General features: G+C 68.6%; 15 protein-coding genes. 7 read left to right on the top strand and 8 right to left on the bottom strand.

Annotation, left to right across the window (positions count from 1 at the left end; all coding sequences use genetic code 11):
• Positions 1–22: 22 nt before the first annotated feature.
• From AB0B48_RS01355 to AB0B48_RS01335, 5 genes are all read right to left on the bottom strand, one after another.
• On the bottom strand, positions 23–1258 hold the full coding sequence (locus AB0B48_RS01355; RefSeq protein ID WP_357194206.1) for a hypothetical protein: 1236 nt from the start codon (positions 1256–1258) through the stop codon (positions 23–25).
• A gap of 180 nt (positions 1259–1438) precedes the next feature.
• Entirely contained in the window at positions 1439–2449 is a 1011-nt protein-coding gene (locus AB0B48_RS01350) for a hypothetical protein (protein WP_357194203.1), read from the bottom strand.
• Positions 2450–2757: 308 nt separating this feature from the next.
• The gene (locus tag AB0B48_RS01345; RefSeq protein WP_357194200.1) at positions 2758–3882 is read right to left on the bottom strand and encodes a hypothetical protein; all 1125 of its coding nucleotides are present in this window, start codon (positions 3880–3882) and stop codon (positions 2758–2760) included.
• Positions 3879–4451 carry a sigma-70 family RNA polymerase sigma factor gene (locus AB0B48_RS01340; protein WP_030328480.1) on the bottom strand — a complete coding sequence of 191 codons (573 nt, stop codon included), beginning with the start codon at positions 4449–4451 and terminating at the stop codon, positions 3879–3881. Before AB0B48_RS01340 ends, AB0B48_RS01345 begins: the two co-directional genes overlap by 4 nt.
• Positions 4452–4562: 111 nt before the next feature.
• On the bottom strand, positions 4563–5021 hold the full coding sequence (locus AB0B48_RS01335) for an Lrp/AsnC family transcriptional regulator (protein ID WP_357194196.1): 459 nt from the start codon (positions 5019–5021) through the stop codon (positions 4563–4565).
• A 107-nt stretch (positions 5022–5128) separates the two neighbouring features.
• Between AB0B48_RS01335 and AB0B48_RS01330 the strand changes: the two genes are divergently transcribed.
• A complete protein-coding gene (locus tag AB0B48_RS01330; RefSeq protein WP_357194194.1) occupies positions 5129–6187 on the top strand; it encodes a Glu/Leu/Phe/Val dehydrogenase dimerization domain-containing protein in 1059 nt (352 codons plus the stop codon).
• A gap of 75 nt (positions 6188–6262) precedes the next feature.
• On the opposite strand, the gene AB0B48_RS01325 is transcribed toward AB0B48_RS01330, so the two are convergent.
• Complete coding sequence (locus tag AB0B48_RS01325) at positions 6263–6442, bottom strand: hypothetical protein (protein ID WP_357194191.1); 180 nt, start codon at positions 6440–6442, stop codon at positions 6263–6265.
• A gap of 271 nt (positions 6443–6713) precedes the next feature.
• Entirely contained in the window at positions 6714–7283 is a 570-nt protein-coding gene (locus tag AB0B48_RS01320; protein ID WP_357194188.1) for a WHG domain-containing protein, read from the bottom strand.
• A 153-nt stretch (positions 7284–7436) separates the two neighbouring features.
• On the opposite strand from AB0B48_RS01320, the gene AB0B48_RS01315 reads away from it, so the two are divergent.
• Positions 7437–7622: an epoxide hydrolase N-terminal domain-containing protein gene (locus AB0B48_RS01315; RefSeq protein ID WP_357194185.1), complete on the top strand. Its 186-nt coding sequence runs from the start codon at positions 7437–7439 to the stop codon at positions 7620–7622.
• Positions 7622–8692 (top strand): winged helix DNA-binding domain-containing protein, encoded by a 1071-nt coding sequence (locus AB0B48_RS01310; protein WP_357194183.1) that lies wholly within the window; start codon positions 7622–7624, stop codon positions 8690–8692. The genes AB0B48_RS01315 and AB0B48_RS01310 overlap by 1 nt, the downstream gene beginning before the upstream one ends.
• Positions 8693–8770: 78 nt before the next feature.
• On the opposite strand, the gene AB0B48_RS01305 is transcribed toward AB0B48_RS01310, so the two are convergent.
• The gene (locus AB0B48_RS01305) at positions 8771–9310 is read right to left on the bottom strand and encodes an RNA 2'-phosphotransferase (protein WP_357194180.1); all 540 of its coding nucleotides are present in this window, start codon (positions 9308–9310) and stop codon (positions 8771–8773) included.
• Positions 9311–9467: 157 nt separating this feature from the next.
• Here AB0B48_RS01305 and AB0B48_RS01300 point away from each other — a divergent pair, with 157 nt between their 5' ends.
• The 4 genes from AB0B48_RS01300 to AB0B48_RS01285 all read left to right on the top strand — a co-directional run bounded on the left by AB0B48_RS01300 (position 9468) and on the right by AB0B48_RS01285 (position 12243).
• Positions 9468–10232, top strand: a complete 765-nt coding sequence (locus tag AB0B48_RS01300) for an ATP-grasp domain-containing protein (protein WP_357194177.1) — start codon at positions 9468–9470, stop codon at positions 10230–10232.
• Between the two features lie 84 nt (positions 10233–10316).
• Positions 10317–10679, top strand: coding sequence for a VOC family protein (locus tag AB0B48_RS01295; RefSeq protein ID WP_357194174.1), 363 nt, complete (start codon positions 10317–10319; stop codon positions 10677–10679).
• 89 nt (positions 10680–10768) lie between these two features.
• Positions 10769–11440 carry a nucleotidyltransferase domain-containing protein gene (locus tag AB0B48_RS01290; protein WP_357194171.1) on the top strand — a complete coding sequence of 224 codons (672 nt, stop codon included), beginning with the start codon at positions 10769–10771 and terminating at the stop codon, positions 11438–11440.
• On the top strand, positions 11440–12243 hold the full coding sequence (locus AB0B48_RS01285) for a nucleotidyltransferase domain-containing protein (protein ID WP_357194168.1): 804 nt from the start codon (positions 11440–11442) through the stop codon (positions 12241–12243). Before AB0B48_RS01290 ends, AB0B48_RS01285 begins: the two co-directional genes overlap by 1 nt.
• Positions 12244–12353 lie beyond the last annotated feature (110 nt).

Raw genomic sequence — 12353 nt, 5'->3', positions numbered from 1 at the left:
ACACCGCCCGCACAAGCTTCCGTCAGGTTCCGGCGACCACGACGACGGCGCCCGTCGCCGCCTCGATGCGGTGGATCGGGTCGAACTCGGCGTAACTACTACGGTCGGAACAGGTGACGCTGCCCTCGGCGACGAGGTCGTTCGTTGCTGAGGTGGCGGTGTTCCACCTCGTCACCGGTCCGCCCGAGTCACCGCCGAGCACGGGACCGTCCTGCGCGTGTCCGGTGACGGTGTCGACCTCCACCACCGGGGAGCCGCTGCATCCGGTGTTGCCGGTGTCGGTGACCTTGCCGTACACCAGGCCGCCGTTGGAGCCGGAAATGTAGACGGCGGAGCCGATGGCGGGCCACCCGGTCAGCTTCGCCGTGACCGGGTTGGCTGTCGACGTGTCGCGCTCGCCGAACCAGGAGTACCGGCTGAAGTAGGCCCCGTTCTCGCCGGCGACCATGGAGACGTCCGTGCCCAGGGCCAGGTAGTTCGAGCTGACGCGGAGGTTCCAGCCGCCGTTGTGCCAGAAGGTGGTGCCATTGGCACCGCAGTGCCCAGCGGTCGTCACCCAGTTGCTGTTCGTTCCCCCGCGAGTCATCCGGAAGCCGGTCGTGCAGTACGCGTTCACGCTACGCGGGTTGTCCCCCGCGGCGGTGACGTTGTAGTTGAACATCGCCAACCCGCCGTAGTACGGGATGGTGTCAACCCGGCGGCTGGCGGGCGTGATCCCGGCCTGCGAGACCGATACCCGGGGAGTCACGCCGGTAGCCTTGACGGCGGCGGCGACGAGTGCGTCCGCGTCCCCGGAAGCGTGGATGACGACCTCTCCGGCCAGGCGGTCCAGCTTCACACGGTCAACGCTGGCGGCGTGGGAGCCAGCCCAGGCGCGGCTGTTTGCCAGCCGCTCGGCTGCGGCTTCCAGCCGTTTGATCGGTACCGCAGTGGTCTCGAACCGGACCGGGACCTCTCCCGCCTGTCGCGAGCGGGAGCCGACCGCGGAGCGAAGCCGGGCACCGTCGGCGTTCTGTACCTGGCGGACGACCAGTTGACCGGTCACCTCGTCGAAATAGGTGCCGCCCGCGCCGTCGGGGTGCGCGGCGGCAGCGGCTTCCAGTCGGTGGAACTGCGCGGTCATCGCCTCGACGTCGACTGCTGCGGCAAAGCCGGGTTGCGGGGCCGGCCCGGCCGAAGACTCCTTCGCCTGAGCGGGGGACGATGTGACCGCGATCGTGGTGACTAGGCAGCAGAGCAACACCATGCTTTTACGCATGGAGCCTCCTTAGTGGAAGGTGCCCGGATGGTGCGGTGATCGTATAGTCCCGATCGCGGCGGCGATGTCCCACGCATTGATAAACGACATAGTCTGACTTGTTTCATTCGTCCAGACACGAAACGGGTCCAGGGCCCCCACGCGGAGGGCTCCTGGACCGGTGTACGACCGTGCGACCCGTCAGAAAATGTTCATGGCGATGCCGTTCGTGAGCGACGTGGTGCTCTGTACGCCATCGATCTTGATCGGGTTGCCGGAGACGTGCTGCACGAAGATCCGCATGATGAAGTTACGGGTGCCGCAGGTCGGGTCGACCGGGATGCCGGACAGGGCGAAGTTCGTGACGTAGTGGTGCGCGTCGTCGCGGATCGTCTTGCGGGACGTCGCCGTGCTCGTCGTGCGACAGGTGTGCGCCGTCGTGTCCAGCTGGATCATCTCGAAGCGCACATCCACCACAGCGTTCGTGCCGCGCGGCTTTTCGTAGGCGTCGACGCTGCTGTTGCACGAGGCGGTACCCGTGTAGCAGGTAGTGAGCTCGAGATTGGCCAGCGCCTGGACGCTGGTGGCGTTGCTGTGAGCGTTCCACTTGTACACGGGCGTGCCGTCGTTGTAGAACACCCAGGCCGTGGAGGTGCCCGCGCCGACGTAGGTGCAGGTGCTGGACGTCCCGGTGCTGTTGCAGGAGGGGTTCTGCCACCAGCGTGCGCCCACCTGGTTGGTGTCGCTCACCTCGAGCCAGGTGTTGGTGGCGACGGCGGTCAGATGGTAATCGGTGAGCGAGCTGGAGGCCGTGTATCCGTAGAGGCCGCAGGTGTAGGTGCCGGCCGACGGCGCGGTGAACAGCAGGTCGGCGTAGATCGGCAGATGCCCAGGCGTGGCGTAGTACGTGGTGTCCGAGCCCTCGTGGTTGCGGGACGACGTTGAGGTGGTGCCGACCACGGTGCCGGCTGCGTCCACGCACTTGAGCGTGTTGTTCATCGCCACGATCTGCGTGACGCTGCTCGTCGCCTCAAGACGGCCCCGTACGTGCCTCGACTCTCCGGCCGAGAGCGTGACCGTTCGGCTCAGGAGGCGCTCCTCGACTCTTGAGTAAAAGTTGTTCCCGCTCGTCAGCGTCAGTCTCGTCACCGGCCCCGCATCCGCCTGCGCGGCCTGCGCGGAGCCGGTGATGATCAGCAGCGCCACGAGCATGCTGAATGCTTTCCGCACGTATCGACTCCTTCAGTGTTGAGGAAGGGCGCCCGGGAGAGCGCCGCGTCGGCCGAATTGCCGGCCATGACCCGAATCGGACCGCAGTTCGAGGCGAGTGAATGTTAATGCCGGCTGATGCCCCACATGGTCTGTGCCAGCCGCATGGTGAGCAGCCTTCTGTCGGGTGAACATTGGCCGTGCGAACAACAGAACGACGGTGCGGGCCACCTCCAGGTGGCCCGCACCGTTATCGAACGCTGGGCGCGTTACGCCCGTCTGCAGAACGCTGTTGGGTTCGAGTTCCCGGCCTACAGGTCGGCCGTCGTCACCCGGGAGGACTCGTACGTCGTGGAGGCCCGGGGGAGGTCCGGCACGGTGGAGACGTGCTTGACCAGCATGCCGGTCGTGGCGTCGATGGTCAGCACCTCGCTGACCTCGCCGCCGAACACCTCGGGGCCGGCGGTGATCGTCAGCGTGGCCTTGCCGTGGGTGGTCGAGTCCTTGACGCTGACCGCGGCGATGGTGGACAGCAGACGCAGCACACCGGCCCGGACCTGCGTGTTGCCGTCGCCAGCGGACAGCGCTTCGATGCTGAATGTCCACAGGGCATTGTCGAAGTGCCGCTGAACGGCCTGAGGGCTGTACGGCTTCGGCTCGGCGTTGCCGCCCTTCTGCTTGATGATCACCTGGGCGTCCGCCTGCTGCTTGTCCCACACCGCCTTCTGCGCTGCGGGGTCGAGGCCCACCAGCGGGTCCTCGGCTGCCTTGAGCATCTGGGTCCGGCCGTCGGCCGGGCTGCTGTCCGCTGCGGCGACGGCTGCCTTGAGGAGCGGAGCGTAGCCGCCGTCCGTCATCTGATCCTGATGACGGGCGATCGCGCGCTTGATGTCCCGCACGCTGTTGCCCGAATAGATCGCGTGACCGTCGGTGTACAGCGTGTACACGACCTGCATGGTCTTGGTGCCGTGGACCTGCGTCGCCTTCACCAGCCACGCGTCGCCCGCTGACGGGGTGAGCGTCTTGATGGACCCGGCCAGGGTCATCAGCGGCGCGCGCTCGGCAGGCCGGTCGACGGTGGTCGAGCTTGAGGTGGCGGCCGACGAATCCTTGCTGGCCTCCGTGACCCCGGTCGCCGACGAGTTGAGCACCACAGCGACGACTGCCGCCGCGGCGGCAACCCCCACCCCGGCGCCGATGCCCAATCGGCCCGCGATACCGACCCGGCGGCGGCGCTGCTCCCGCGTGGTTGTCGTCGTTTCCATGGTTGAAGTCGCCTCCATAGTCGTGTCCTCCGCTGATACCGCCCCCAGCAGCCGCACGGTTCCGGGGTCGGCCATGGCCGCCCGCAGCACCGCCCGCGCCCGCTGATACGCCTCCGGGCGTAGTGGTTCCGCGCTGCCCAACGCACCGACCAGATCGAGCTCGTCGGTCATCGGTGTCTCTCCTTCGCGCTGTTGCGGTCCTTCAGAAGCGCGGACACCCCCGGGGCGTCGCGCAATGCCGTCCTGGCCTGGCTCAGCAGCCGCCGCGCGGTGCCGGCCGGTATGCCGAGTGCCCGCGCGGCGTCGGCTGCGGTCAGGTCCTCCCAGGCGACGAGCCTCAGGACCTCCCGCTCTTCGGGTTTGAGCCGCGTCAGGGCCGACCGGAGCACCGCCCGGGCGTCCACGCCGAGGTCCACCGCCGACCACGGATCCCATCCAGTAGCCACGTCCGGTACGTCCGCGACCAGGTCCTCGGCCGGCCGGGACCGCCAGTAGCGCCGCAAGCGATTCAATGCCACCCCGTACAGCCACGGTCGCGCATCGTTGTACGACCGGTCGTACGAGCGCCGCGACTCGAACGCCGCAACCCACACCTCGCCCAGGAGGTCCTCAGCCGCATCCCGCCCAACCCGGCGAACGAGGTACGAACCGACGGCGGCCTCATGACGCTCGACCACCTCTACGAAGGCGTCGACATCGCCATCCAGCGACCGGCCTATCAAATCCGCATCCGAAGCCATGGCCCTCCTCGGCAAAAATCCGCGCTTCAACCTGACATTGCCGATCAGGCGGGAAAGTGTTCAGGTGCCGAGGTCCGACGGCGAGGTAGGCATGGGCGCACCGAACGAGCGTTACGGGTCAAGCGGTTCGATGACCTGCTTTCGGGCGTGTTGATAGATGACAGAGCTGCGGAACCCGACGATCTCGCGGCGACCGCTGAACTTGTCCATGAGGAAGGAGTGCAGGCCGTCGACGCTGGGTACGGCGACGTGGACGAGGAAGTCGTCGCCGCCGGCCACGACGTACACCGACAGCACCTCGGGCAGCTCCATCGCATATTTCTTGAAGCCGTCGATGACGGTGCGGCTCAGGGGCCGGACCTGAACGTGCAGCAATGCTTGGACGCCGCGGTTGAGGGCGGCCAGGCTGATCTCGGCGTGGTAGCCGGTGATCACGCCGCGTTCCCGTAGTGCGCGCACGCGTTCCAAGCAGGTGGACGGCGCGATGCCGACTGCCCGGGCCAGTTCGCGGTTGGTCTGCCGCGCATGTGTCTGCAGGTGCTGGATGATCGCCGTATCAAGTTCGTCCACGACCGAAATCTTGCCATTTCTCCGAACGTTGTTCGCTTTGAGCCGGTCAGTGCCGCGCAGCTGCCTACTGTCGATCTCGTTTCGGCGAGCACACGACAGGAGCCATCATGGTCGCGACCCATCTCGACACCGAGTCCATGCACGAACACGTCGTCCTCAGGCGGGGCGTACGGTCGGGCCTGCCGATCGTCGTCGCGGTGCACTCCACAGCGCTCGGTCAGGCCATCGGCGGCTGCCGGCTCGCGCACTACCCGCATTGGCGCGACGGGCTCACCGACGCGCTGCGGCTGTCGGCCGCGATGTCGGACAAGTGCGCGTTGGCTGGGCTGCCCAACGGCGGCGGCAAGACCGTCATCGCACTGCCCCCGGGCAGGACACTTGACGCGGCCGCCCGTCGGGCGGTGCTGCACGACGTGGGCGACGTCATCGCCGGCCTGGATGGCGCCTATGCCACCGGCCCGGACGTGGGAACCGGACCGGACGACATGGTCACGATCGCCGAGCGGACCCCGCACGCGTTCTGCCGACCGGTGCAGGCCGGTGGCAGCGGTGACTCCTCCGGCCACACCGCGGTCGGCGTCGTCGCCGCGCTGCATGCCCTGTGCGCCGAGCGATTCGGGTCAGCCGACCTGTCCACGCGCAGCTTCGCCGTGCTCGGCCTCGGCCGCGTCGGCAGCCACGTGCTGCGCATACTCGCCGACGCCGGCGCGACCCTGGTGGCCGCCGACACCGACGAGGGCAGGCGAACGTTCGCCGACACAGCGGGTGCCGCCTGGGCCAGCCCGCAGGACTGCCTGACCGCCGACGTGGATGTGCTCGTCCCCGCCGCTCTCGGCGGTCTGCTCACAGCGCACACAGTGCCGACACTGCGCTGCGCCGCGATCGCCGGACCGGCCAACAACCAACTCGACACTCCGGCCACCGCCGACCTGCTGCACCAGCACGGCATCCTCTGGGCGCCCGACATCATCGTCAGCGCCGGCGGCATCATCCACGCCACCGCCATCGAGCTACACCGGGAAACGTCCGCCCAGGCCACCGCCCGGGTCCACGGCATCGCCGACACCCTCACCGACATCCTGCGCACCGCCCGCGCCGCCGGCTCGACCCCGGCCGCCGCCGCCCGCTCCCGCGCCCGACACCAGATTGAGCACGGCCGCCCCTGACCCTGCCGCCAGCCGACCGCGAGAAAATGGTCGACCGCCGCTGTCCGACGCGGCCCGAACACCGGTATCCGCTGCTCAATAGCAGAACGGTGGCGGGTCGTCCGGGTCCCTGGTGATTCCCAGGTCCGCGCAGTTGAACGCGCTGCCCGCTCCATGGATGCGCCAGCCCCGGCTCGATGTGTACCGGAAGAGGTACGCGCCGTCGCCCTGCTGCTTCGGGTCCCAACCGGTCGCCCAGTCCTTCCAGCACCCCACAGTGTCCGGGGTGATGCGGTCGCCGTGGAGCCTCGGCCATGGCCAGTTGGTCGTCGGGGATCTGTTGGCGCGCCCAGGCGGTCAGCCGATGCGGCAGTAGACCGCGCGCGGTCGCCTCCAGATCGACGAAGCCGCGCACGAGGTCCGCGGTGACCGGTGTGGTGATCCACTGGTGTTCGGTGGGCATTGCCTCAAGCCTCTCGATCGAGATCTCGGTGTTCATCGGCGCGCCGCGCTGGAAGCCGCTGGCGGTGGTGCGGCCGTCGTCGGGTCAGCGAGTGCTGCGGTTGCGTAAGACCGCGTCGAGCGAATCCACGATCCATTCCCAGGATTCCAGCGCGTTGGGAGCGCTGTGTTCGAAACCACCGGCCAGCTCCAAGCTGACGTAGCCGTGGAAGACGCTGCCCAGCATCCGGACCGCATGGGTCGCGTCCGGCTCGTCCAACCCGTAACCCCGCAAGATCGCCCGAGCCATCTGCGCGTGCCGGACGCCGGCACTCGCGGCCGCCGTTTCCGGACCGAGCCGGAGCCGGGCGGCGGCGTAACGGCCCGGGTGTTCCCTGGCGTAGTCGCGGTAGGCGTCAGCGAACGCGGCCAGGGCGTCCCTGCCGGCCCGACCGGCGACGGCATCGGCGACGCGGTCGGCGAGTTCCTCCAGCGCGAACAGCGCGATGCGGATCCTGAGGTCCTGTGAGTTCTTGAGGTGCGAGTACAGGCTCGGGACCTTGACGTCGAACCGCCGAGCGAGCGCCGAGACGGTGACCTGGTCGAAGCCGACCTCGTCGGCCAGTTCCGCCCCCGCTCGGGTCAGACGCTCCGGCGTCAGTCCTGGTCTGTCCATCACGCCCTCCTATCTGCCTACAACAACTATGCTCCTGCCTAATGCCTGTAGGCAAATCCGTCAGCGAGCGTGAGACTGAGGCACCGTTCCCGCATGGCGGCCTGCGCGGTCAGTACTTGGGAACCACTCCTCGACGCTGAGAGAGTTCACGGCATGACCGAGATCCGCGAGTTCCGCACCGATATTCCGCGGGACGACCTCACCAACCGGCTGGCCCGTACCCGATGGGTCGACGATCTGCCCGGCGTCGGCGACGACGGTGTGCCGCCGGCCCGGGTCCGTGTCCTGGCCGGGTGCTGGCAGCACGGGTACGACCGGCGGGCGTGGGAGAAGCGCTGATGGATCGCCGGGCGATGAACCGGGCCACGCTCGACCGCCAGCTGCTCCTGCGCCGCTCCGACATGAGCGTCCCAGCGGCCCTCGCCCACCTCGTCGGGCTGCAGGCACAAACCCCGCACACCTGGTACGCAGGACTGTGGAGCCGGCTCGCCGACTTCCGGGCGGTTGACATCGCGACGCTGCTGGAGAGCCGGGCGGTGGTGAGGATCGCGCTGATGCGGTCCACCATTCACGTCATCGGTGCCGCGGAGGCCGCGCGGATTCGGCCGCTCGTACAGCCGGTGCTGGACCGGGACCTGTTCGCCAACCACACCCACGGGCGGTGGATGCGCGGGCTCGACACCGGTGCGGTGGCGGCGCACGCGCACGACCTGCTCGCCGAGCGGGCGATGACGCCCGCCGAGACGGGCGCCGCCCTGCTACGGCGGTGGCCGGACAACAACGCGGCGGCGCTCGCGTACGCGGCCCGTAACCTGCTTCCGCTCGTGCAGACGCCGCCTCGCGGGGTGTGGGGCTGTAGCGGCCGTACCGTGCACGCGCCGCTCGATGTCTGGGCGGACCCGCCGCTGCACCCAATGACGATCGATGACCTGGTGCTGCGTTACCTGGGCGCGTACGGCCCGGCGACAGTGGCCGACGCGCAGACCTGGAGCGGCCTCACCCACCTCGCCGAGGTGGTCGACCGGCTCCGGCCGCGGCTGCGGACGTTCCCCGGCGGGTACGTCGACCTGCCCAACGCGCCACGGCCCGACCCGGGCACCCCGGCACCGGTGCGGTACCTGTACGACTTCGACAACCTGCTGCTGTCCTATCGTGACCGGACGCGGGTGCTCACCGACGAGTTCCGCAACCGGGCGGTGACCCGGCACGGTCCGGTCCCCAGAGCGGTACTGGTCGACGGGTTCACGGCGGGAGCGTGGACGGTCGCAGCCGCGGCGCTCACCGTTCGGCTCTTCGTACCGCTGACGGCCGCCGACCGCGACGCGGTGACCGCCGAGGGTGCCGCGCTGCTGAGTTTCCTGCACCCGGACGCCGCGCCCGACGTGCGGCTCGTCGAGGAATTCGAATGAGGAGGAGAACAGCACACGAACGGCGCCTGCTCGCATAGCCGTCAGCCTCCCTCGCGGCGGCCCGGGCCAGGCCAGGGCTCAGTCGAGCAGATAGCTGGCAGGGACCGCGTCGGTCAGCCAGACGCCGTTCGCGCTGCGGTGGAACACGTGCCCGTCGGCGGCCATCGCCGCCGCGTCGACGGTGAGGATCACGACCCGACCGGCCCGCCGGGCACCGACCCGATGGGCGGTCTCGGTGTCGGTGGAGAGATGGACGTGGTGCCGGCCGCCGCGGTGCAGGCCGGTGGCCCGGATCGACTCCAGCGCGTCGGCGCTGGTGCCGTGATAGAGCCGGTCCGGTGGGGTCACCGAGGGCAGTCCGAGGTCCACCGGGACCGAGTGGCCCTGGTTGGCCCGGATTCGCAGCACACCGTCGGTGCCGCGCTCGACAGCGAACCGCTGCTTGTCGTTGCCGGCGACGACCGCGTCCAGCTCGGCCCGCTCGATCCGTAGGGCGGCGAGCAGAGTGTCGACGGGAGTCCAACCGGCCGGGTCGAGCACCAGGCCGGCCCGGCCGGGGTCGTGCCGGAGGGCCTTCGACATCCGTTTGCTCAACTTCACCAGGCGCTCGCGATCCACTGTGGCATTGTGGTCGATCCCCGGTGGTCGAATCGAGAGGTTTCCCGAGGCGGTTCGAACCGGTGTCCCCACCCCCGGCGTCGCATAGTGGCCGGCGGCACCGGACGCCTGATAACCGCTGTAACTGTGACGGCGTATCGGGGCAGGATCATCAGCCGTGACACTTGTCCTGCCGCCGCGTCTGACGGCCTCGGCTCGGAGCTTGCGCGCCGCCGCTCATCGACGCGGAATACACACCGTCCAGCTCGGCTCTTTCGAGGTGCCCGCCGGGCTGCGTGCTGATCACCTTCATGCGGGACCGACCTTCGCCGATGTCGTCGCACCGTTGCTTGGGATCGCGCCGCTGGAAGCGGAACCTGGTTGGCTGACTGGGCTTCCTCGTGAACTTACCCGCCGCGACATCACCCTGGTCGCCATCGGCGAGGCCTACGAACTCCGTCGACCGGCGTTCATCAAGTCGCCCAATGACAAGAACATCCCGGCGATGATCTACACGGATGGCTCCCGCCTGCCCGGCCCGGATGCTGTCGACCGGCGGACTCCAGTGCTCGTCAGCGACATCGTCGACTTCACCGCCGAGTACCGGCTACACGTGCTCGACGCTGTTGTCTACGCCGGCAGTCAGTACGCCGCGCACGGCCGATTGCACCTCGGCCCTCCGTCGACCGACGCGCTAGCCTTCGGCGCCGATCTCATCGCCGGCTACGGGCACACGTTGCCCTCCGCCATCGTCGTCGACGTAGGGCTGGTCGACGGTCGTTGGGCCGTGATCGAGGCAAACGCCGCATGGGCCAGCGGCGCCTACGTAGCGGATCCCGACCTGGTCCTCGATGTCGTCCTTCGAGCGGCAGGCCCAACCGCTTCGGTGACCGCCCGCGACCGACAGTTCATCCGACGGCCTCAGCTGAGCGCTGCGCTGTGAGCCGGTAGGTCCAAGCCGGTGTACTGATCTGCCGAGTTGAGTGCTCCCTGACAAGGGTCTTGTGGCACGGCTACGTTGGGGCCCATGACGACGACCTTGGGCCGATTTGCCGGCGTCACGATAGATTGTCAAGACCCACAGAAGCTGGCTGACTTCTGGTCCGCCGTGCTCGGTGGCCGGGTGACGGAGTCCCTACCCGGCTGGCGGCGAGTCATCGTTACCGACGGCGGGCCGGTGCTGACGTTCCAACCGGTACCGGAGCCCAAGGTAGGCAAGGCGCGTCTGCACGTGGACATCGCTGTCGCCGACGCCGGTGAAGCGGTGGACCGGGTCGGGGCGCTGGGCGGCCGGTGGACCGGCGAACGGCACGACTACCCGGAAGGCGCGGTTCTGGTGATGGCCGACCCGGAAGGCAACGAGTTCTGCGTCGTGCAGTACTACCAATAATGACGTCCGTCGTTCAGTTCGAGGTCACCGACGCTGAGTGTTCGAAAAGGGTGGCGCGTGCGGGACGGTGATTGGGTAGCGTCCCGGGCGTGATCGAGCTTGTCGAGCGGCATACGGCACTCGCCGTTGTGGTCGGGTCCCGGGCGTACGGGCTGCACGACCTGGCCTCCGACTACGACCGGCGTGGTGTGTATGTAGCGCCCACACGAGCGTTCTGGCACCTCGACAAGCCGCCCACCCACCTCGACGGTCCGGCGGCGGAGCAGTTCTCCTGGGAGTTCGAACGCTTCTGCGTCCTGGCCTTGCAGGGCAACCCGACAGTTCTGGAGGTGCTCTGGTCCCCGTTGGTCGAGACGATCACCGTCGACGGGGAATGGTTGCTGGCAGCACGGCAGGCGTTCCTGTCGAGGCGGGTGGCGGAGACCTACGGCAACTACGCCCGCGATCAGCTCAACCGAGTGGCGGCCCGCCGCGAGCGGACCGGCGAGACGAATCACAAGCAGGCCATGCACATGATCCGGCTGCTGATCGCCGGGGCGCATGTGCTGCGTACGGGGGAGGTGCTGGTCGACGTTAGTCACCTACGCGACCGGCTGCTCGCGGTGCGGCGCGGCGAGCTGCCCTGGGATGAGGTTGCCGCCTGGGCGGCGGACCTACTTGTCGAGCTCGCCGACGCGACCGCCACCACCGTGCTGCCCGATCAGCCCGACCAGGTTGACGTGGATCGGCTGCTCGCGGCCGTACGGGAGAGGAACCTGTAGTGACCACCGAGGTGCCGTCGTGGGCCGCCGAGGCAGCCCGCGACCTGCCCCGTCCGCTGCTGTTCGCCACCGTCAGCGGTGCGCATCTGTACGGATTCGCGTCCATCGACTCCGATCTGGATCTGCGTGCCGTGCACCTGCTCCCGACCGAGGAGGTCGTCGGGTTGCGCACCGGTCCGCAGACGTTGCAACACATGAGCGTGCGCGACGGCGTCGAGTTGGACGTGGTCAGCCACGATCTGCTGAAGTTCGCCAAGCTGTTGAACAGCCGCAACGGGTACGTCCTGGAGCAGCTGCTGTCACCGCTGGTGGTGGTGACCACTGCGGTGCACGCCGAACTCATCGCCCTGGCCCCGCGACTGGTCACCCGTCACCATGCGCACCACTACCTCGGTTTCGCGGCCACTCAGGAGAGGCTGCACGCCAGGACCGGGCAGCTCAAGCCCGCGCTCTATACGCTGCGGGTCCTGCTCACCGGGATCCACCTGATGCGGACCGGCCGCGTAGAGACGAACCTTGCCGTGCTGGGGACGAGGTTGTCCTACGTCCCGGATCTCATTGCCGCCAAACGGAAGGCCGAGCATGGCCCGCTGCCCGCGGGCGTTGCAGGGTGGCTCGCTACCGACGTGTCGCGGCTGCGCGCCGAGCTGGAGACGGCCCGGGACACCTCGGTCTTGCCCGAACGCGCAGATCCGGCAGCCGTGAACGCCCTGCACGACCTGGTGGTGCGCACCCGACTACACGGGCTCCCCACCAGGGTCGTGAGTCAACGGGATGAGGTCGGCCCGAGGTCCGTCATCTGAGACACAGGCCCACGGGCAGTGGGGGGGGGGGGTGTGTTGGTCGCGCCCACGAGTGTGGGGCGGGTGGTGGGGGTGGGGTTGTGATAGGATACGGTATTTGGAGGGTGGGT

Origin of the sequence: Micromonospora sp. NPDC049089, from assembly GCF_040648775.1 — a bacterium.
In the GTDB taxonomy this organism is placed as follows: domain Bacteria; phylum Actinomycetota; class Actinomycetes; order Mycobacteriales; family Micromonosporaceae; genus Micromonospora.
Note: the sequence above shows the minus strand (reverse complement) of the source record. Positions and strands in the feature narration are given on the sequence as shown.

Excerpts from the sequence above, each read along its gene's own strand:
- AB0B48_RS01345 (WP_357194200.1), bottom strand. The coding sequence starts at position 3,882 with ATGACCGACGAGCTCGATCTGGTCGGTGCGTTGGGCAGCGCGGAACCA.
- AB0B48_RS01320 (WP_357194188.1), bottom strand. The coding sequence starts at position 7,283 with ATGGACAGACCAGGACTGACGCCGGAGCGTCTGACCCGAGCGGGGGCG.
- AB0B48_RS01295 (WP_357194174.1), top strand. The coding sequence starts at position 10,317 with ATGACGACGACCTTGGGCCGATTTGCCGGCGTCACGATAGATTGTCAA.
- AB0B48_RS01340 (WP_030328480.1), bottom strand. The coding sequence starts at position 4,451 with ATGGCTTCGGATGCGGATTTGATAGGCCGGTCGCTGGATGGCGATGTC.
- AB0B48_RS01310 (WP_357194183.1), top strand. The coding sequence starts at position 7,622 with ATGGATCGCCGGGCGATGAACCGGGCCACGCTCGACCGCCAGCTGCTC.
- AB0B48_RS01330 (WP_357194194.1), top strand. The coding sequence starts at position 5,129 with ATGGTCGCGACCCATCTCGACACCGAGTCCATGCACGAACACGTCGTC.
- AB0B48_RS01315 (WP_357194185.1), top strand. The coding sequence starts at position 7,437 with ATGACCGAGATCCGCGAGTTCCGCACCGATATTCCGCGGGACGACCTC.
- AB0B48_RS01355 (WP_357194206.1), bottom strand. The coding sequence starts at position 1,258 with ATGCGTAAAAGCATGGTGTTGCTCTGCTGCCTAGTCACCACGATCGCG.
- AB0B48_RS01350 (WP_357194203.1), bottom strand. The coding sequence starts at position 2,449 with ATGCTCGTGGCGCTGCTGATCATCACCGGCTCCGCGCAGGCCGCGCAG.